The 19926-nt window shown below is 70.6% G+C and carries 18 protein-coding genes; 10 read left to right on the top strand and 8 right to left on the bottom strand.

Annotated elements, in window-relative coordinates:
- Positions 1 to 30 precede the first annotated feature (30 nt).
- Together SD460_RS15710 and SD460_RS15715 are read right to left on the bottom strand one after the other, a co-directional pair.
- Positions 31 to 537 (bottom strand): putative immunity protein, encoded by a 507-nt coding sequence (locus SD460_RS15710; protein ID WP_290058109.1) that lies wholly within the window; start codon positions 535 to 537, stop codon positions 31 to 33.
- A gap of 43 nt (positions 538 to 580) precedes the next feature.
- A complete protein-coding gene (locus SD460_RS15715) occupies positions 581 to 790 on the bottom strand; it encodes a hypothetical protein (protein ID WP_290058110.1) in 210 nt (69 codons plus the stop codon).
- 180 nt (positions 791 to 970) lie between these two features.
- Between SD460_RS15715 and SD460_RS15720 the strand changes: the two genes are divergently transcribed.
- Positions 971 to 1945: a response regulator transcription factor gene (locus SD460_RS15720; RefSeq protein WP_290058111.1), complete on the top strand. Its 975-nt coding sequence runs from the start codon at positions 971 to 973 to the stop codon at positions 1943 to 1945.
- Here SD460_RS15720 and SD460_RS15725 read toward each other — a convergent pair.
- The 5 genes from SD460_RS15725 to SD460_RS15745 form a co-directional block, all read right to left on the bottom strand.
- Positions 1899 to 3032 carry an NAD(P)/FAD-dependent oxidoreductase gene (locus tag SD460_RS15725; RefSeq protein ID WP_290058112.1) on the bottom strand — a complete coding sequence of 378 codons (1134 nt, stop codon included), beginning with the start codon at positions 3030 to 3032 and terminating at the stop codon, positions 1899 to 1901. The genes SD460_RS15720 and SD460_RS15725 overlap by 47 nt on opposite strands.
- A complete protein-coding gene (locus SD460_RS15730) occupies positions 3029 to 3349 on the bottom strand; it encodes a bifunctional 3-phenylpropionate/cinnamic acid dioxygenase ferredoxin subunit (protein WP_290058113.1) in 321 nt (106 codons plus the stop codon). Before SD460_RS15730 ends, SD460_RS15725 begins: the two co-directional genes overlap by 4 nt.
- 182 nt (positions 3350 to 3531) lie before the next feature.
- Positions 3532 to 5190 (bottom strand): choline dehydrogenase, encoded by a 1659-nt coding sequence (gene betA, locus SD460_RS15735; RefSeq protein ID WP_290058114.1) that lies wholly within the window; start codon positions 5188 to 5190, stop codon positions 3532 to 3534.
- Between the two features lie 9 nt (positions 5191 to 5199).
- Positions 5200 to 6768 carry an amino acid permease gene (locus SD460_RS15740; protein ID WP_290058115.1) on the bottom strand — a complete coding sequence of 523 codons (1569 nt, stop codon included), beginning with the start codon at positions 6766 to 6768 and terminating at the stop codon, positions 5200 to 5202.
- Between the two features lie 24 nt (positions 6769 to 6792).
- Entirely contained in the window at positions 6793 to 8220 is a 1428-nt protein-coding gene (locus tag SD460_RS15745; RefSeq protein WP_318306290.1) for an aldehyde dehydrogenase family protein, read from the bottom strand.
- A 91-nt stretch (positions 8221 to 8311) separates the two neighbouring features.
- On the opposite strand from SD460_RS15745, the gene SD460_RS15750 reads away from it, so the two are divergent.
- Both SD460_RS15750 and SD460_RS15755 read left to right on the top strand, forming a co-directional pair.
- Entirely contained in the window at positions 8312 to 8938 is a 627-nt protein-coding gene (locus tag SD460_RS15750; protein ID WP_290058117.1) for a TetR/AcrR family transcriptional regulator, read from the top strand.
- A gap of 94 nt (positions 8939 to 9032) precedes the next feature.
- Entirely contained in the window at positions 9033 to 10154 is a 1122-nt protein-coding gene (locus tag SD460_RS15755; RefSeq protein WP_290058118.1) for an aromatic ring-hydroxylating oxygenase subunit alpha, read from the top strand.
- Here SD460_RS15755 and SD460_RS15760 read toward each other — a convergent pair.
- Positions 10151 to 10798: a GntR family transcriptional regulator gene (locus SD460_RS15760; protein ID WP_290058119.1), complete on the bottom strand. Its 648-nt coding sequence runs from the start codon at positions 10796 to 10798 to the stop codon at positions 10151 to 10153. The two genes, SD460_RS15755 and SD460_RS15760, sit on opposite strands and share 4 nt — an antisense overlap.
- Positions 10799 to 10855: 57 nt before the next feature.
- Between SD460_RS15760 and glyA the strand changes: the two genes are divergently transcribed.
- Genes glyA through SD460_RS15795 form a run of 7 tightly spaced genes read left to right on the top strand, consistent with a single transcriptional unit; the run spans position 10856 to position 19870 of the window.
- Entirely contained in the window at positions 10856 to 12106 is a 1251-nt protein-coding gene (glyA, locus tag SD460_RS15765) for a serine hydroxymethyltransferase (RefSeq protein ID WP_290058120.1), read from the top strand.
- Positions 12103 to 13317 carry a sarcosine oxidase subunit beta family protein gene (locus SD460_RS15770; RefSeq protein ID WP_290058121.1) on the top strand — a complete coding sequence of 405 codons (1215 nt, stop codon included), beginning with the start codon at positions 12103 to 12105 and terminating at the stop codon, positions 13315 to 13317. The genes glyA and SD460_RS15770 overlap by 4 nt, the downstream gene beginning before the upstream one ends.
- Before the next feature lie 8 nt (positions 13318 to 13325).
- Positions 13326 to 13604, top strand: a complete 279-nt coding sequence (locus tag SD460_RS15775; protein WP_155541494.1) for a sarcosine oxidase subunit delta — start codon at positions 13326 to 13328, stop codon at positions 13602 to 13604.
- Positions 13601 to 16138: a 2Fe-2S iron-sulfur cluster-binding protein gene (locus SD460_RS15780; protein WP_290058122.1), complete on the top strand. Its 2538-nt coding sequence runs from the start codon at positions 13601 to 13603 to the stop codon at positions 16136 to 16138. Before SD460_RS15775 ends, SD460_RS15780 begins: the two co-directional genes overlap by 4 nt.
- Positions 16128 to 16595 (top strand): sarcosine oxidase subunit gamma, encoded by a 468-nt coding sequence (locus tag SD460_RS15785; protein ID WP_318306291.1) that lies wholly within the window; start codon positions 16128 to 16130, stop codon positions 16593 to 16595. The genes SD460_RS15780 and SD460_RS15785 overlap by 11 nt, the downstream gene beginning before the upstream one ends.
- On the top strand, positions 16592 to 17434 hold the full coding sequence (purU, locus tag SD460_RS15790; RefSeq protein ID WP_290061612.1) for a formyltetrahydrofolate deformylase: 843 nt from the start codon (positions 16592 to 16594) through the stop codon (positions 17432 to 17434). Before SD460_RS15785 ends, purU begins: the two co-directional genes overlap by 4 nt.
- Before the next feature lie 9 nt (positions 17435 to 17443).
- Positions 17444 to 19870 (top strand): GcvT family protein, encoded by a 2427-nt coding sequence (locus SD460_RS15795; protein WP_290061611.1) that lies wholly within the window; start codon positions 17444 to 17446, stop codon positions 19868 to 19870.
- Positions 19871 to 19926 lie beyond the last annotated feature (56 nt).

The following is a 19926-nucleotide window of genomic DNA, read 5'->3' on the forward strand; positions in this document are numbered from 1 at the left end:
CGGGACAAGAAAGCCCGGCTGTGACCGCGCTCAGCCGGTGACGCGCAGAGCGGTCTCCAGCCGCCGGTGCAGCTCGCCCAGGCGGGTGCGGCCCGGCTTGCCGGGTGGGAAGCGGCGGAGGAGGGCAGGCACCTCCGGCGGGGCCTGCGACAACGCCCACTCGATCTCCGCCTCCGCGTCACCGCCCGCGAGCTCGCGCGCCGACGCGGCCTGCTGGGCCGGGCCGACGATGTGCTTCACCTGGTGCGGTGACTCCAGTGGGTGCAGGTAAGCCGCTCCCGCCGCGGCCACCGCTGCCCGTGCGGCCGCCGATGCCGCCGGGTCGGTGGTCTCGCCGGCCGCCGCGAGGGCGGCCCATGCCTTGGTGCGCAAGGCTTTCGTCCGCGGCTCTCCGGCCGCGAACGCCTTCGCCGCCGAGATCGCCGACCGGGGGCGGGGGTCGTCGGGGACGCGGGTCTCGTACAGCGGCAGCACCCGCGCCGCGCAGGCCGCGGCCCAGCCGGTCAACGCGCGGAGTTCGTCGAGGGTCAGCTCCATGTGGGTGAAGCGTATCTTTGAAACCCCGGTTGAGACTTTCCCGCTACGGCGGGCGCCGCCGGGTGCGCGGGGCGTGGTGCGTGATGTAGTCGGACAGGACCGTGTCGCTCGCCCGGGGTTTCGCCCGGCGCAGCAACATGCGCAGGCCGACCAGGAACACCACCCGGTCGGCGATCCGCGCGATGCCGTAGACGAGTACGGGGAGGCCGGAACCACCGGCGATGGCGGCCGCGAGGGCGGGGTCCAAGCCCATCACCGGCTCCAGGTGTCCGGACGGAGTGACCTTGCCATCTTCGCCGATGGACCGTCATACTTGCCATAGTTTCTGACGAAGTCGGACGAAATTTCCCACTTCTGTCACACGTCGCTCGATACGGGATGAGCGGTGGGCAGCAGGATCTGACGTAGTCTGACGCTGGGCGAGGAGGTGGCCGTGGCGGTGGTCGGCAAGCCGGAAGTGCCCTCGGGGGCGCACCGGCGGCTCGTCGACGCACTCCACGAGGTGTACCTGCGGGCGGGAGCGCCCGGGGTGCGCGTGCTCGCGCAACGCGGGGGAGTCAGCCGCGACACCGCCCACCGGGTGCTGGCGAGCGCCGCCCTGCCGACCTGGCCGGCACTCGAAGCCGTGGTGACGGCGCTCGACGGGGACATCGGCCGGTTCCGCACGCTCTGGGCCGAGGCCCGGCGACCGGAGGGGACGCCGGCGGCCGAGCCGGTCGCCGAGCCGGTGGCCGGCGCGGTTTCCCCGGTGCGGCTGGTGGTCGTCGAAGATCACCCGCTCTACCGGGAAGCGATCGTGCAGGCGATGCGCGCCGCCGGGCACACGATCGTGGGCACGTCGAGCAGCGGCGAGGAGGCCGTCTCACTGGCCCTGGACACCCGGCCCGACGTCGTCCTGATGGACCACGGCATGCGCGGGATGACGGGCATCGACGCGGCCGCGCGGATCCGGTCGGCCGACCCGGCGATCCGGGTGCTGATCGTCACCGCGTGGGCGACCGCCGAACTGACCGTCGAGGCGCTGCGGGCGGGCGTGCAGGGGGTCCTGAGCAAGGACGCGGACGCCGCCGAGATCCTGCGCGCGATCGCAACCGTGACCCGCGGGGAGGTCGCGGTACCCGCCGAGTTCGCCGCGGTGCCGTCGATCGTGGCGGAACGCCGAGCGGCCGGGTCGCAGCAGTTCAGCCCGCAGGAGCTGCGGGTGCTGCAGGCGGTGGCGGACGGCCTCACCGACGAAGAGATCTCCGACCGCCTCGCACTGAGCCTGCGCACGGTGCGCCACTACCTCGAGCGAATCCGCGACAAGACCGGCGAGCGCCGCCGCGCGGGCCTGGTGAGGTTGGCCGTAGAGCGCGGCCTGGTCACACCGCGGCCGGGCGCCGGAGGGTCTGTCGGCGCAGGCGGGTGAACAGCTTCGCGTTGTTCAGCGCGAACACCCCCACCGTCTCCCCGTCGCGCTGGAACGTCGCCACGAACGACGACGAGTCCGGGTCGCCCTCGACGAACGACAGCGTGTCGTCCGGGCGTGGGTGGCCCGCCAGCTGCAGCCTTCCCCCGTACTGGTCCGACCACACGTACCCGCTCGGCTCGTACGTCCGCGCGGTCCGGCCGGCCAGCAGGTTGGCCACCGCGACCGGGGCCTGCTCCGACGCGTTCGTCCAGTGCTCGTGCCGCCGGCCCCCGTAGCGGGCCACATCGCCCACCGCCACCACCTGAGGCAGCGGGGTCACCAGGCCCGCGTCCGTGTGGACGCCGTTGCCGACCGGCACCCCGGAGCCCGCCAGCCAGTCCGTTGCCGGGGTCATGCCGACGCCCGTCACGACCACGTCGGCCGGGACCAGGGAGCCGTCGGCCAGCTCGACGCCGGCCGGGGACAGGCCCGTGACCTGGACGCCGCAGCGCAGGTCCGTGCCGTGGTCGCGGTGCAGGCGGGCGCACACCGCGGCCAGCGAAGCACCCAGCACCGGCGCCAGCGGGGCGGCCAGCGCCTCCAGGACGACCACGTCCAGGCCGAGGGACCGGCACGTCGAGGCCACCTCGGCCCCGATGAACCCGGCCCCCACGATCGCCACCCGGACCCCGGGCACCAGGGCGGCCCGCAACGCCACCGCGTCGTCGAGGGTCCGCAACACGAAAGCGCCCTCGAACCCCGGCAGCGTGCGGGCCCGGCCGCCGGTCGCGATGACGACGCCGTCCGCGTGGACCGAGCTGCCGTCCGACAGCCGGACGCGGCGGTCCGAGGGCTCCAGCGCCGTCGCGCTGACACCGAGCCGGAAGTCCAGCGCCAGGGAAGCGAGGTCTCCGGCGTCGAGCAGCTCCAGCGACGCGGCGGAAGCCGTCCCGGCCAGGAAGCCCTTCGACAGCGGCGGCCGGTCGTACGGCAAGTGGGCTTCGGAGCCGATCAGCACGATCCCGCCGTCGTACCCCTGCGCACGCAGCTCCTGCGCGGCGCGGACCCCGGCGAGCGACGCGCCGACGACCGCGATGCGCCTCACGCGGCGTCCTCGCGGGCCACACCCTCGACGTAGACGACGCCGTCGTCGACGACGACCGAGTACGTGCGCACGGGCTCCTTCGCCGGCAGGCAGGTCGGCACGCCCGTGCGCAGGTCGAACATCGCCGCGTGCAGCGGGCACTCGACGAAGCAGCCTTCGAGCCAGCCGTCGGCCAGGGAAGCGTCCTGGTGGGTGCACGTGTCGTCGATGGCGTACAGCTCGCCGTCCTCGGTGTGGAACACCGCGATGGCGGGCGACCCGGGGATGCGGACGGACTCACCCGGAGGCAGCTCGTCGACGGTGCACGCGCGAATCATGAGTCCTCCGAGACTGTTGCGCATTGGGGAACATCGACTGTGATCCGCAACAAAGTCTGAATCCCGGGAAGGACGTCGTCAAGGGGGTACGCCCCGGTAGTTTTCGTTAGCGGGCAACACACTTCCCGGGTACGCCGAAGGCCCGTACCGAGGATGGCGGTACGGGCGCTACGACGTCCGGGCTAGTTGTCCCCGTGCCGGTAGAACGGCAGCTTGACCGGGGCGAGCGGGGTGTTGCCGAGGATCAGGTCGGCGGCCTTCTCGGCGGTCATCATCACCGGCGCGTAGATGTTGCCGTTGGTGATGTAGGGCATCACCGACGCGTCGACCACGCGCAGGCCCTCGGTGCCGTGCACCCGCATGGTCTGCGGGTCGACGACGGACTTCTCGTCCACGCCCATCTTGGCCGTGCACGACGGGTGCAGCGCGGTCTCGGCGTCCTTGGCGACCCAGTCGAGGATCTCCTCGTCCGTCTCGACCGACGGCCCCGGCGAGATCTCCCCGTCGTTGAACGGGTCCAGCGCGGACTGGTTGAGGATCTTCCGCGCCACCCGCACCGCTTCGACCCATTCGCGCCGGTCGTTCTCGGTGGACAGGTAGTTGAACTTGATCGCCGGGTGCTGCCGCGGGTCGGTCGAGGTGAGCTTCACCGAGCCGCGGGTGTCGGCGTACATCGGGCCGACGTGCACCTGGTAGCCGTGGCCCCCGGTCGGCGACGAGCCGTCGTAGCGGATCGCCACCGGCAGGAAGTGGAACATCAGGTTCGGGTACTTCACCTCGTCGTTGGACCGGACGAACCCGCCGCCCTCGAAGTGGTTGGTCGCGGCCGGCCCGGACCGCAGGAACAGCCACTGCGCGCCGATGTAGGGCCGCTTCCACTTGGCGAGCGACGGCTGCATCGACACCGGCTGCTTGCAGGCGTACTGGATGTACACCTCCAGGTGGTCCTGGAGGTTCTCGCCGACGCCCGGCAGGTCCTTGACGACGTCGATGCCGAGCTTCTCCAGGTCCGCGGCGTTGCCGACGCCGGAGAGCTGCAGCAGCTGCGGGCTGTTGATCGCGCCGCCGCAGAGGATGATCTCCTTGCCGTACACCTCGCCCGGCGCTTTGCGGCCTTCGGCGTACTCGACGCCGATCGCGCGTGTGCCGTCGAAGAGGATCTGCGACACGAACGCGTGCGTCTTCACCGTCAGGTTCGGGCGGTTCATGACCGGGTGCAGGTACGCGCCCGCCGCGGACAATCGCCGTCCTTTCCGGACGTTGCGGTCGAACGCCGCGAAGCCCTCTTGCCGGTAGCCGTTGACGTCGTCGGTGCGCGGGTAGCCCGCTTGCTCGGCGGCGTCGAAGAAGGCTTGGAACAACGGGTTCGACGCCGGTCCGCGTTCGAGCTCGAGGGGCCCGTCGTGGCCGCGCCACTGGCCGTCCGGGGCGTCCGCGAGGCAGTTTTCCATGCGGTTGAAGTACGGCAGGCAGTGCGCGTAGTCCCAAGTGGACATCCCGGGGTCGGCGCCCCAGCGCTCGTAGTCCATCGGGTTGCCGCGCTGGAAGATCATCCCGTTGATGCTGGACGACCCGCCGAGCACCTTGCCGCGCGCGTGGTAGACGCGACGGCGGTTCATGTACGGCTCGGGTTCGCTGCGGTAGCCCCAGTCGTAGAACTTCGACCCGATCGGGAAGGTCAGCGCGGCCGGCATGTGGATGAAGACGTCCCACTTGTAGTCGGACCGCCCCGCCTCCAGGACCAGGACCTTGTTCGACGGGTCGGCCGACAGCCGGTTCGCCAGCGCGCAGCCCGCCGAGCCACCGCCGACGATGACGAAGTCGTAGGTATCGGAACTCATGGGGCCTCCTCAGCCGGGCAAGGTGTCCGGGGTGGTGTCCGGCATGTGCTCGGGGCTCGTGTGCGAGGAACCCCAAGTGCCGCGCCGGACGTACAGCATGATCGCACCGATGATCACGATCAGCCCGGTGACGATCACCGCGCCCCACTGGAAGTACCAGTGGTCGTCGCCGTAGACCTCGGCGCGCGGCCAGATCAGGTTGATCGTCATCCCGGCGCCGTAGAGCACCGCGACCGCGTTCACCAGCGTGCCCCAGCGGCCCAGCTTGAAGTACGGGCCGTGCTCCGGGCGCGGCCACTGCCCGCGCAGGCGGCGCAGCAGCATCGGGCCGGTGACCATCAGGTAGGGGATGTAGAACAGGATGATCGCGGTCGAGGTCAGGATGAAGAACGCCCGCTGGTTGCCCAGGTTGATCAGCAGCACGACGACGGTGAGGCCGCCGGTGAGCAGCGCCGGCAGGATCGGCGTCTTCGACCGCGGCGACACCTTCGCCATCGCCTTGCTGAACGGCAGCCGGCCGTCGCGGGCCATCGCCCACGCCATCCGGATCGCCGCCGTCTGCACGGCCAGGCAGCACACGGTGATCGCGATCGCCGAGCAGATCAGGAACGCGTCCCCGAGCCCTTCGCCGAGCGTGCTCTTCAACAGGTACGGCATGCCGGACGTGCTCAGCTCCTCGGCGTTGATGTCGCCGACCGCCATCATCCCGACCAGCATCACCAGGCCGCCGACGATGAACGACGCCGTGATCGCCCGCAGGATCGCGCGCGGGGCGTGCTTGCGCGGCTGGGTGGTCTCTTCCGCGAGCGAGCCCGCGGTGTCGAAGCCGTAGAAGACGTACGCGCTCATCAGCGACGCCACCAGGAACGCCCCGAGGTACCCGAGCGAGTGACCGTCACCCGTGGCGTGCGTCTCGAAGACGACCTGCGGGCCGCGCTTGATGTGGATGGCCAGCGCGATGATCAGCAGGATGACCGCGGACAGCTCCACCGCGACGCCGAAGTTGTTGATCTTCGCCATCAGCTTGACGCCGATGACGTTCACGATCGTGGCGAACACGACCAGCACCAGGGCCAGGATGATGGCGTTCTGCGCGCCGCCCGGGGTCGACGTCAGCCCGGCGTGGGAGTCGCTGCCGACGATCTGGAACGCGGTCGAGACCTGCGGCAGGATGATCTGGTAGGCGACCGCGACGGCGCCGGCCGTGACGATGGCGCCGATGATCATGATCCAGCCCGCGAGCCACGACGTCGCGGGCTTCGCGATCTGCTTGGCCCACTGGTAGACCGACCCGGCGAGCGGGAACTGGCCGGCGAGCTCGGCGAAGCACAGCGCGACGGCGAGCTGGCCGAGGAAGACCAGCGGCCAGGTCCAGATGAACGCCGGGCCGCCCGAGGCGAAGCCGAAGAAGAACAGCTGGAACACGCCGGTCATGATCGAGATGTAGGAGAACCCGGCGGCGAAGCTGGAGAAGGAGCCCAGGGAGCGCTCGAGTTCCTGCCGGTAACCGAACTTTTCGAGGTCGGAGCTGTCGTCCGGGGCAGGCCCCCCGCCCGCCGGCTTTTCTTGCGTGGTCATGGCAGCGTCCTTAAGTGGTGGGGATCAGCCCTTGAACCAGTGCTGCGGAACGGGATCGATGTTCTGGTAGACGTGCTTGCTTTCCTGGTACTCCGCGAGCCCGGACGGTCCGAGTTCGCGGCCGATGCCGGATCGGCCGAACCCGCCCCACTCCGCCTGCGGCAGGTAGGGGTGGTAGTCGTTGATCCACACGGTGCCGTGGCGCAGGGCCCCGGCGACGCGCTGGGCGCGGGACGCGTCCGACGTCCACACGGCTCCGGCGAGCCCGTACTCGGTGTCGTTGGCCAGCGCGATCGCGTCGGCCTCTTCGGCGAAGCGTTCCACGGTGACGACCGGGCCGAAGACCTCTTCCCGGACGACCGCCATGTCTCTGGTGCAGTCGGAAAAGACGGTGGGGCGCAGGAAGAAACCCTTTTCGTACTGCGGACCTTCGGGACGCTTGCCGCCCGCCCGGAGCGTCGCGCCGTCCTTGACAGCGCTTTCGATGTAGCCCTCGACCTTGGCGCGGTGCTGCGCCGAAACCAGCGGGCCGGTCTCGGTCGCGGGGTCGAGACCGTCGCCGACCCGGATCCGGTCGGCGCGCGCCGCGAGGTCCGCGACGAACCGGTCGTGGATCTCGTCCTGGACGATCAACCGCGCGCCCGCCGAGCAGACCTGTCCTGAATGGACGAACGCGGCCATCAGCGCGTAGTCGAGCGCGGTGTCGTAGTCGGCGTCGGCGAAGACCACGTTCGGGTTCTTGCCGCCGAGTTCGAGGGCGACCCGGCGGACGCCCTTCGCGGCGGCCGTCATGATCTTCTCGCCGGTCGCGTAGCCGCCGGTGAAGGAGACGAGGTCGACGGCCGGGTGCTCGACCATGGCCGCGCCGACGTGGCCCGGCCCGAGCAGCAGGTTGACCACGCCGGGCGGCACGCCCGCTTCTTCGAGCAGGGCGACGAGCTTGATCGTGGTCAGCGGGGTGACCTCGCTGGGCTTGAGCACCACGGTGTTGCCCGCGGCGAGGGCGGGCGCGACCTTCCAGGACATCTGCAGCAGCGGGTAGTTCCACGGCGCGATCAGCGCGCAGACGCCGACGGGTTCGTGCACGATCCGGCTGACGACGCTCGCGCTGCCCGCGTCGACCAGCCGTCCGGCGTCCTTGTCCGCGAGGTCGGCGTAGTAGCGGAAGACATTGGTGACGTCGTCGATGTCGATGCGGCCTTCGCCCAGCGTCTTGCCGGTGTCGAGGCTCTCGGTGCGGGCCAGCTCTTCGCGGTCGCGGACCAGGAGGTCGGCGGTGCGCCGGAGCAGCGCGCCGCGTTCGGTGGCGGTGGTCCGCCGCCACGGGCCGTCGTCGAAAGCCCGGCGAGCGGCTGTGACCGCGGCGTCGACCTCCTCGCGCCCGGCTACGGCGACCTGCTCGATCACCTGGCCGGTCGCGGGGTTGAGTACGTCGAGGTGGCGGTCCGTCATGCGGCCCTTCCCGGATCGGTAGTGGCTGCTCAGTGCCTGGAGTGCGTACATTTGTACGCGAAGCGTGTACAGATGTCCACAAGGGGGCTCGATGGCGAAGAGCGAACCCGGCGCGACGCGGCGCCGTGGTCCGAACGACCCCGAACGGCGGGCGCGGATCGCCAAGGCGGCGATCGAGGTGGTCGCCCAGCGGGGGATCGACGGGGTCACGCACCGCTCGGTCGCCGCCGCGGCCGGCGTGCCGCTCGGCTCGACGACCTACCACTTCGCGACGCTCGACGACCTCCTGGAGGTCGCCCTGCACGAGGCCGCCGAGAAGAACGTCCACGCGCTGAAGGAGTGGGAGTCCGCGCTCCCGTCGGACGCCGACTTCGCCGCGGCGCTCGCCGACCTGGTCATGGGCTACATCAACGAGCAGTACCGCGACACCGTCGTCGAGTACGACCTGTACGTCGCCGCCCTGCACCGGCCGGCGCTGCGCAAGGCGAGCGCGGCCTGGGACGAGGCGCTCATCGCGTTCTTCGGCAGCCGCACGGACCCGCTCACCGGCCGGCTCCTGGCCGGGTTGTTCTGCGGCCTCTTGATGCAGGCGGCCCTGGCCGACCCCCGCCCGACCCGGGCGGAGATCGAAACCCTGTTCCGGCGGGCGATCGACGGCCCGGCTGCCTGTGGACAAGCCGCACTTTCATGTGAAAGTGGCGGTTGTCCACAGGGTTGACAGCCGTGCGTGGCGGCAGTCACTCTGTTCCGGAGTGAGCAACAAGACGCGTTCTGCGCAACTCCCGAACTGATCCGCGGAGAGGACCACGCCGGTGACCGCAATCGATCTCCCGCCGAGCCTGCTCGCCACCCTGCCCGGCAGCTCCTACACCGACCCGGCGGTCTTCGCCCTCGAACAGGCGAAGATCTTCGAGGCCGACTGGTTCTGCGCCGTGCGCAGCGCCGACCTGCCGACTCCGGGCTCGTTCGAGACCGTCCAGGTCGGCAAGGAGAGCGTCCTCGTCTCGCGCGGCCGCGACGGCGGGCTCAACGCGTTCCTCAACGTCTGCCGCCACCGCGGCGCCCGGCTCTGCACGGCCGAGAGCGGCACCGTGAAGCGCGCCTTCCAGTGCCCGTACCACGCCTGGACGTACGGCCTGGACGGCAAGCTCGTCGCCGCGCCGAACCTCACCGGGATGCCCGACGTCGACCGGACCGAGTTCGGACTCACCAAGGTTCACCTGCGCGAATGGCTCGGTTACGCCTGGGTCTGCCTGGCCGACGAGCCGCCGTCGTTCGAGGAGACCGTCGTCGGCGCGGTCACCGAACGCCTGGGCGGCGCCGAAGAGATCGACGCCTACGGCATCGACGGCCTCGCGCTCGGCAAGCGCATCGAGTACGACGTGAAGGCGAACTGGAAGCAGATCATCGAGAACTTCATGGAGTGCTACCACTGCGCGACGATCCACCCGGAGCTCACCGAGGTGCTCCCGGAGTTCGCCGACGGTTACGCCGCGCAGTACTACGTCGGCCACGGCGCCGAGTTCGGCGGCGAGATCAAGGGCTTCACGATCGACGGGAGCGAGGGCGTCGACCGGCTGCCCGGCGTCACCGAAGCCCAGGACCGCAAGTACTACGCGATCACCATCAAGCCGGGTGTCTTCGTCAACCTGGTCCCGGACCACGTGATCCTGCACCGGATGTTCCCGCTGGCCCCGGACCGGACGCTGGTGCGCTGCGACTGGCTGTACCTGCCGGAGGTGGTCGAGTCGGGCCGCGACCTGACGCGCTCGGTCGAGCTGTTCCACCGCGTCAACCTGCAGGACTTCGAGGCGTGCGAACGCTGCCAGCTGGCGATGGACTCGCGCTCGTACGTCAACGGCGGGGTGCTCGTGCCCAGCGAGCACCACATCGGTGCGTTCCACGACTGGGTCCGCGCCCGGCTGAGCGCCTAGATCAAGGCCCGGATGGCGGCCTCGAACCCGGTGACGTGCTCGAGCGTCAGCGCGGCCGCCTTCTCGGCGTCGCCCTCGATGATCGCGGTGAGGAGCGGGACGTGTTCGTCGACGTGGCCGGCCATCCCGGACAGCCGGGGTACGAACACGCCCCAGATCCGGGTCGCGAGGTTGTCGTACCGGATCAGCGTGTCCTCGAGGTACGGGTTGTGCACGCACCGGTAGATCGCCCGGTGCAGGGCGAGGTCGGTGCGCAGCAGCTCGGCGTTGTCGCCGTCCGGGACGCCGGCGTCGAGCCCCGCCCGCAGCTCGGTCAGCGTCGCCCGGTCGGCGGCGGTCGCGCGCGCGGCCGCGGCGGCCGTCGCCATCGGCTCCAGCGTGCGCCGGACCTCGGAGATGTGCGCGAGGTCGGAGATGTTGACGTCGGTGGCGAACGTCCCGCGCCGCGGGTAGGCGACGACCAGCCGCTCGGACTCCAGGCGTTTGAGCGCCTCGCGGATCGGCGTGCGGCCCATGCCGAGCGCGGTGCCGAGCTCCTCCTCGGCGATGGGCGAGCCCGGCGGGATGTCGAGCATGACGAGCTGGTCGCGGACGAAGAGATAAGCCTGTTCGGCCAGTGAAGGGGGATTGACCTGGGGGTGCACGCCACTTAGTCTACATCGACGATTGATATATTAGAAGTCGACCACGAAGGGTCCGCGATGCTCAACCACTCCTTGGCCGACTACGACCCGGCCGTGGCCGAGGCGATCGGCGCGGAGCTGCACCGGCAGCAGTCGACGCTCGAGATGATCGCTTCCGAGAACTTCGCCCCGCTCTCCGTGCTCCAGGCCCAGGGCTCGGTGCTGACCAACAAGTACGCCGAGGGCTACCCCGGCCGGCGGTACTACGGCGGGTGCGAGCACGTCGACGTCCTCGAACAGCTCGCCATCGACCGGGTCAAGGCGCTGTTCGGCGCCGGGTTCGCCAACGTCCAGCCGCACTCGGGCGCCCAGGCCAACGCGGCCGCGATGGCCGCGCTGCTCAAGCCCGGCGACAAGATCCTCGGCCTTTCGCTCGCCCACGGCGGCCACCTGACCCACGGCATGCGGATCAACTTCTCCGGCCTGCTCTACGACGTCGCCGCGTACGAAGTGTCCGAAAAGGACTACCGGGTCGACATGGCGGAGGTGGCGAGGCTCGCGGAGGAGCACCGGCCGAAGGTGATCATCGCCGGCTGGTCGGCTTACCCGCGGCAGCTCGACTTCGTGCGGTTCCGCGAGATCGCCGACGAGGTGGGCGCGTACCTGATGGTCGACATGGCGCACTTCGCCGGCCTGGTCGCCGCGGGGCTGCACCCCTCGCCGGTCCCGCACGCGCACGTCACCACGACCACCACGCACAAGACGCTCGGCGGCCCGCGCGGCGGCGTGATCCTGACGAACGACGCGGCACTGGCCAAGAAGGTCAACTCCGCCGTGTTCCCCGGTCAGCAGGGCGGGCCGCTCGAACACGTCATCGCCGCCAAGGCCGTGGCGTTCAAGATGGCCGCCGAGCCGGAGTTCGCCGAACGCCAGCAGCGGACGCTCAGCGGCGCGAAGGTCCTGGCCGAGCGGCTCCTGGACGGCGGGATCGACGTGCTGACCGGTGGCACCGACGTCCACCTGGTGCTCGCCGACCTGCGGAACTCCGAGCTCGACGGCAAGCAGGCCGAGGACCGGCTGCACGAGGTCGGCATCACGGTCAACCGCAACGCCGTCCCCTTCGACCCGCGGCCGCCGATGGTGACGTCCGGCCTGCGGATCGGCACCCCCGCCCTGGCCACGCGCGGCTTCGGCGACGCCGAGTTCCGCGAGGCCGCCGACGTCATCGCCGAGGCGCTGCGGCCCAGCTGCGACGTCGAGAAGCTTCGGTCCCGCGTCACCGCGCTGACCGAAGCGTTCCCGCTGTACCCGTCGGAGGAGGCCCGATGACCGACCTGCCGGAGCACCCGGACTTCCTCTGGGACAACCCGGATCCGAAACCGGCCTACGACGTGGTCGTGGTCGGCGGCGGCGGGCACGGGCTCGCCACCGCGTACTACCTGGCCAAGGTGCACGGCATCACCAACGTCGCCGTGCTGGAGAAGGGCTGGCTCGCGGGCGGCAACATGGCCCGCAACACCACGATCATCCGCTCCAACTACCTCTGGGACGAGAGTTCCGGCATCTACGAGCACTCCCTCAAGCTGTGGGAAGGCCTCGAAGAGGACCTCGGCTACCCGATCCTGTTCAGCCAGCGCGGGGTGCTGAACCTGGCGCACAGCCTGCAGGACGTCCGCGACAGCGTCCGCCGCGTCGAGGCGAACAAGCTCAACGGCATCGACGCCGAGTGGGTGGACGCCGACGGCGTCAAGGAGATCTGCCCGATCGTCAACACCTCGCCGGACGTCCGCTACCCGGTGCTCGGCGCGACCTTCCAGCCGCGCGCGGGCATCGCGAAACACGACTACGTGGCTTGGGGTTTCGCGCGCGCCGCGCACCAGTTGGGCGTCGACCTGATCCAGAACTGCGAGGTCACCGGCATCACCACGACCGGCGGGCGGGTCACCGGCGTCGAGACGTCGAGGGGCCGGATCGCCGCCGGCAAGGTCGCGCTGTGCGCCGCCGGGCACTCGTCGGTGCTGGCTCGCATGGTGGGGCTGGACCTGCCGCTGGTGTCGCATCCCTTGCAGGCGCTGGTGTCCGAGCTGCTCGAGCCGATCCACCCGACGGTCGTCATGTCGAACGCCGTGCACGTCTACGTTTCCCAGGCGCACAAGGGCGAACTCGTGATGGGCGCCGGCATCGACAGCTACAACGGCTACGGCCAGCGCGGTTCGTTCCACATCATCGAGCAGCAGATGGCCGCCGCGCTGGAGCTGTTCCCGGTGTTCGCGCGGGCGCACCTGCTGCGGACGTGGGCGGGCATCGTGGACGTCAGCCCGGACGCGTCGCCGATCATCGGCCTGACGCCGGTGGAGAACCTGTTCCTCAACTGCGGCTGGGGGACCGGCGGCTTCAAGGCCACGCCGGGCGTCGGCGACGTCTTCGCGGCCACCATCGCGCGGGGCAAGCCGCACGAGTACGCCGAACCGTTCACTTTGGACCGCTTCACGACCGGTGCCCTCGTCGACGAGCACGGCGCCGCCGCCGTCGCGCATTAGGAGTTCCTGTGCAACTGATCCCCTGCCCGTGGTGCGGGCCGCGCGAGGAAGCCGAGTTCCACTACGGCGGCCAGGCCCACGTCGCCTACCCGGAAGACCCGGCGGCACTGTCCGATGAGGACTGGGCGAAGTTCGTGTTCTTCCGCGCCAACCCCAGCGGCCCGCTGGCCGAGCGCTGGAGCCACTCGGCGGGCTGCCGCCGGTGGTTCAACGCCGTCCGCGACACCCGCACCCACGACCTGAAGGCGGTCTACCGCCTCGACGAACCCCGGCCGGTGATCCCATGACCCGCTTGTCCGGCGTCCCGCTCAAGTTCACCTTCGACGGCCGCGAGCTGACCGGGTTCCTCGGCGACACGCTGGCTTCCGCGTTGCTGGCCAACGGCGTCCACCGGGTCGCGACCAGCATCAAGTACGGCCGGCCGCGCGGCATCTTCGGAGCGGGGGTCGAGGACTCGAACGCACTGGTGCAGATCGAAGCGCCGTTCCCGGAGCCGATGCTGTCGGCCACCACCGTCGAGCTGTACGACGGCCTGGTGGCTCGTGGCCTGCGCGGTCAGGGGCGGCTCGCCACCGAACCGGACCCGGCGCGGTACGACGCCAAGCACGCCCACTGCGACGTCCTGGTGATCGGCGCCGGGCCGGCCGGGCGCGCCGCCGCTGCTTCGGCGGAAGGCCGGGTCCTGCTGGTCGACGACCAGCCCGACGGCGAGGCACCCGAGGGAGTCCGGTTCCTTTCGCGCACCACGGCGTTCGGCGTCTACGACGACGGGTTCGTGCTGGCTTTGCAGCGCCGGGGCGAGCCATCGGCACCCGAACGCGTTTCGCGGCAGCGGGTCTGGCGGATCCGGGCTCGGAAGATCGTACTGGCCACCGGCGCGCACGAGCGGCCGATCGTCTTCCCGGACAACGACCGCCCCGGCATCATGCTGGCTTCGGCCGCCCGTACCTACTTGAACCGCTACGGCGTCCTGGCCGGGCAGCGCGTGGTCGTGTTCACCACCAACGACTCCGCGTACGAGGCTGCCTCCGATCTGGCGCGAGCCGGGGCGGAGATCGTGCGGATCGTGGATGCCCGCGAGGGCTACGGCGTGCTCGGCACCGACGGCGACGTGCACATCACCGCCGCGCACGTCGCTCCGCTGGGTTCGCTGGAGGGGGAGCGGGTGCCGTGCGACCTGCTGCTCGTGTCCGGCGGCTGGAACCCGGCCGTGCACCTCTACAGCCAGGCCCGCGGCACCCTGCGCTACTCGCCGGAACTCGGGGCCTACGTCCCGGCCGGTGACCTGCCGAACGTGAGCGTCGTGGGTGCCGCGGCCGGCGAAGGCCTCCCGGAGACGAAGGTGCTCTGGCAGGTGCCCGCACCGGCGTCCGAAGTGGACACCCGGTTCGTGGACCAGCAGCGCGACGCCACGGTGTCCGACGTCCTGCGCGCCACGGGCGCCGGGCTCACCTCGCTGGAGCACGTCAAGCGGTACACCACCATCGGCACCGCGCACGACCAGGGCAAGACGTCCGGCATGCTCGCCGCGGGCATCACGGCCGAGGCGCTCGGCGTCGACCTCGCCGACCGCCGCCCGACGACGTTCCGGCCGCCGTACACGCCGGTCTCGTTCGCCGCGCTGGCCGGGCGGAACCGCGGCGAGCTGCACGACCCCGTGCGCGTCACCACGATCCACCCGTGGCACGTCGAGCACGGCGCCGAGTTCGAGAACGTCGGGCAGTGGAAACGGCCGTGGTACTACCCCCGGCCCGGTGAGTCGATGCACGACGCCGTCCGCCGCGAATGCCGGGCCGCGCGGAACGACGTCGCGCTGATGGACGGGTCCACCTTGGGCAAGATCGACGTCCAAGGCCCGGACGCCGGCTGGTTCCTCGACATGCTCTACACGAACATGATGAGCACCCTCAAGGTCGGCCGCATCCGCTACGGCGTGATGTGCGGCGTCGACGGCATGGTGATCGACGACGGCACGGTCATCCGCGTCGGCGAGGAGCGCTTCCTCGTCACCACCACGACCGGCAACGCGGCGATGGTCCTCGAGTGGATGGAAGAGTGGCTGCAGACCGAATGGCCGCACCTGCGGGTCTTCGCGACGTCGGTCACCGAGCACTGGGCCACCATCCCGCTGGTCGGCCCGCGCTCCCGCGAGGTGCTGGGCCGCCTGGCGCCGGACCTCGACGTCTCCAACGAAGCCTTCGGGTTCATGACCTGGCAGGACGCCGAGGTCGCCGGTCTCCAGGCTCGCGTCTGCCGGATCAGCTTTTCCGGCGAGCTGGCCTACGAGATCAACGTCCCGTCGTGGCACGGGCCCGCGCTGTGGCAGTCCATAGTGGACCAGGGCGCCACGCCGTACGGCACGGAGACCATGCACGTCCTGCGCGCCGAGAAGGGCTACCCGATCATCGGGCAGGACACCGACGGCACGGTCACCCCGCAGGACCTCGGCCTGTCCTGGGCGGTGTCGAAGAAGAAGGCCGACTTCCTCGGCAAGCGGTCCTTCGCCCGCGCGGAGAACAACCGGCCCGACCGCAAGCAGTTCGTCGGTTTGCTCCCCGTGGATCCGTCGGTGCTGCTGCCCGAAGGGGCGCAGATCATCGAATCGGAGACCGTGCCCGAACCCCCGGTGCGGATGCTCGGCCACGTCACCTCCAGCTACGACAGCGCCGCCCTCGGCCGCACCTTCGCCCTCGCTTTGGTGCGCTCGGGCCGGGAGCGGATCGGCGAAACGCTGTACGTCCCGGTCGGGGACCAGGTCGTGCCGGTGACCGTCACCGAGTCCGTGCTGTTCGACAAGGAAGGAGCCCGCCGTGACGGTTGACGCGGTCGACGAACCGTTCCGCACCCAGCTCACCGTCCGCCTCCGCGACGGGCACTCCCTGCTCGGCGTCGCCCTGCCCGAGCCCTGCACGTACACCAGCAGCAACGGCGTCGACGTCCTCTGGATGGGCCCCGACGAGTACCTCGTCCTCGCCGAACCCGGCCGCCAAGCCGAGCTGGAAGCCGCACTTTCACGTGAAAGTGCGGCCGTCGTGGACGTCTCGGCGCAGCGCAACGTCGTGCGGCTGACCGGGCCGGACGCGGCTGAGGTGCTGGCGCACGGGTGCTCGATCGACCTCGAGGCGGCGCCGCCGGGGACCTGTGTGCAGACGCTGCTGGCGCGCACCGGGATCGTGCTGATGGTCCGGGAAGAAGGCTTCACCATCCTCGTGCGCCAGTCCTTTTCGGACTACTTCAAGGCGTGGCTGGCCGACGCGAGCTCGGAGTACGTCTCATGACCTTCACCTTGACGCTCAGGTGCCCCGAACGCTCGGGCCTCGTGCACGCCGTGACGACGTTCCTCGTCGGGCAGGGCTGCGACATCGTCGAGCACCAGCAGTTCGACGACGACGTCCGCGGCTCGCTGTTCCTGCGCACGTCGTTCACGTGCGCCGGGGAGACCACGGTGGACGATCTCACGCGGGCGTTCGCACCGGTGGCCGGGGACTTCGACATGGAGTTCGGCTTCTCCGACGGCACGCCGCCGCGGATCCTGGTCATGGTGTCGAAGTTCGGGCACTGCCTCAACGACCTGCTCTTCCGCTGGCGCGCCGGCGGGCTCGGCGCGGAGATCGCCGTGGTCGTGTCCAACCACGAAGACCTGCGGCCGATGGCCGAGGCGGCAGGCGTCCCGTTCGTGCACGTCCCCGTCACAGCCGGTACCAAGCCGGAAGCCGAGCAGCGGCTGCTCGACCTGGTCGGGGAGTACGAAGTGGACTTGATCGTCCTGGCCCGGTACATGCAGGTGCTGTCCGACGCGCTCTGCCGGAAGCTCGAGGGCCGCGCGATCAACATCCACCACTCGTTCCTGCCCGGGTTCAAGGGCGCCAAGCCCTACCACCAGGCCTACGACCGGGGCGTCAAGTACGTCGGCGCGACCGCGCACTACGTCACGCCCGACCTCGACGAGGGCCCGATCATCGAGCAGGAGGTGCAGCGCGTCGACCACACGTACTCGCCGCGCGAGCTCGTGACCGTCGGCCGCGACGCCGAAGCCCTCGCCCTTTCCCGCGCGGTGCGCTGGCACTGCGAACGCCGGGTCCTGCTCAACGGCAACAGCACTGTGGTATTCCGTTAGGAGATCGCCATGACCGCACCGAAAGTCGTGATCATCGGCGCCGGCATCGTCGGCGCGAACCTCGCCGACGAGCTGACCGCCCGGGGCTGGACCGACGTCACCGTGCTCGACCGCGGGCCGCTGCCGCGCACCGGCGGGTCGACGTCGCACGCGCCCGGCCTGGTGTTCCAGACCAACGCGTCCAAGGCGATGACGGACTTCGCGAAGTACACCGTCGAGAAGTTCCTGGAGCTGGACTGCTTCCTCCAGGTCGGCGGCATGGAGGTCGCGACGACGCCGGCCCGCTGGGAGGACCTCAAGCGCAAGCACGGCTGGGCGACGTCGTGGGGCGTGCCGGGCTCGCTGATCGACGCCGGCGAGTGCGTGCACCGCTGGCCACTGCTGGACGGGTCGCAGGTCTTCGGCGCGCTGCACACCCCGACCGACGGGCTGGCGCGGGCCGCGAAGGCCGTCGAAGTGCTCGCCGAGCGGGCGACCGCGCGGGGCGCCCGGTTCATCGGGTCCACGACGGTGACCGAGGTCCTCCAGGAGAACGGGCGCGTCACCGGGGTCCGGACCGGCCACGGCGACTTCGCGGCCGACGTCGTGGTTTCGTGCGCCGGGTTCTGGGGCCGGGAAATCGGCGCGATGGTGGGCATGGACGTCCCGCTGCTGCCGCTGGCGCACCAGTACGTCAAGACCGGGCGGGTCGACGAGCTGGCCGGCCGCAATACCGAAGCGGTCGAGGCGAGCCTGCCGATCCTGCGGCACCAGGACCAGGACCTGTACTTCCGCGAGCACGTCGATCGGATCGGCATCGGCTCCTACGCGCACCGGCCGATGCCGGTCGAAGAGTCCACATTGGACCACTCGGTGACGGATACGGCGATGCCGTCGATGCTGCCGTTCACCGAGGACGACTTCGCGTCGTCGTGGGAGCAGAGCAAGCTGCTGCTGCCCGCGCTGGGCGGCACCAAGGTCGAAGAGGGCTTCAACGGCATCTTCTCCTTCACCCCGGACGGCCAGTCGCTGGTCGGCGAGTCCGCCGACGTCCGCGGGTTCTGGCTGGCCGAGGCGATCTGGGTGACGCACTCCGCGGGCATCGCGAAGGCGGTCGCCGAGCTGCTCGTCGACGGCCACGCCGAAGTGGACGTACACGAGATCGACGTCCACCGCTTCGAGGAAGTCCAGGTCGCGCCCTCGTACGTGCACGAGACCGCGCAGCAGAGCTTCGTGGAGGTCTACGACGTCCTGCACCCGTTGCAGCCCAAGCTTTCCCCGCGCGAACTGCGCGTGACGCCGTTCCACGCGCGGCAGCGCGAACTGGGCGCGGTGTTCCTGGAAGCGGGCGGCTGGGAGCGGCCGCACTGGTTCGAGGCCAACGCGCCGCTGCTGAAGAAGCTGCCGCACGACGCGCTCCCGCCGGCGCGGGACGCGTGGTCGGCCCAGTTCCACTCGCCGATCGCGGCGGCCGAAGCGTGGCAGACGCGCAACGGTGTCGCGCTCTACGACATGACGCCGTTGAAGCGCGTGGAGATCAGCGGGCCGGGCTCGCTGGAGTTCCTGCAGTCGCTGACCACCAACCAGCTCGCCAAGTCGGTGGGCTCGGTGACCTACACGCTGATGCTCGACGCGGCCGGCGGGATCCGCAGCGACGTCACGGTGGCGCGGCTCGGTCCGGAGCTGTTCCAGGTCGGGATCAACGGGAACATCGACGTCGACCACTTCGTCAAGCACGCGCCCGCCGGTGTCCAGGTCCGGGACACCACCGGCGGCACGTGCTGCGTCGGCGTCTGGGGCCCGCTGGCGCGGGATCTCGTGCAGCCGTTGAGCCGGGAAGACTTCTCGCACGCCGGGTTGAAGTACTTCCGGGCGCGCCGGGCGCGGATCGCCGGGGTGCCGGTGGTCGCCATGCGACTGTCCTATGTGGGCGAACTCGGCTGGGAGATCTACACCAGCGCGGACAACGGGCTGCGGCTGTGGGACGCGCTGTGGGCGGCCGGGCAGCCCCTCGGCGTCATCGCGGCCGGGCGCGCGGCGTTCAACAGCCTGCGGCTGGAGAAGGGCTACCGGCTGTGGGGCACCGACATGACGACCGAGCACGACCCGGCCGAGGCCGGTGTCGACTTCGCGGTGCGCCCGGCGAAGGGGGAGTTCCTGGGCCGGGACGCGCTGGAAGGGCGGACCCCGGCGCGGCGGCTGCGGTGCCTGACGATCGACGACGGCCGCACGGTGGTGCTGGGCAAGGAACCGGTGTTCGTCGACGGCGTGGCTTCGGGCTACGTCACGAGCGCGGCTTACGGGTACACCGTGGGGCGGCCGATCGCCTACGCGTGGCTCCCGCCGTCGGTGGACGTCGGCGACAGTGTGGAGATCGAGTACTTCGGCCGCCGGGTCGCGGCCACCGTGGCCGCCGAGCCACTGGTCGATCCCGGCATGGACCGGATCCGGCGGTGAGCGTGAAGGGGTGGTTACCGGCCGGGGGAGCCGGGTAAATCCACAGCGAGTCCATG

The organism is Amycolatopsis solani (assembly GCF_033441515.1).
Taxonomy (GTDB): Bacteria; Actinomycetota; Actinomycetes; order Mycobacteriales; family Pseudonocardiaceae; genus Amycolatopsis; species Amycolatopsis solani.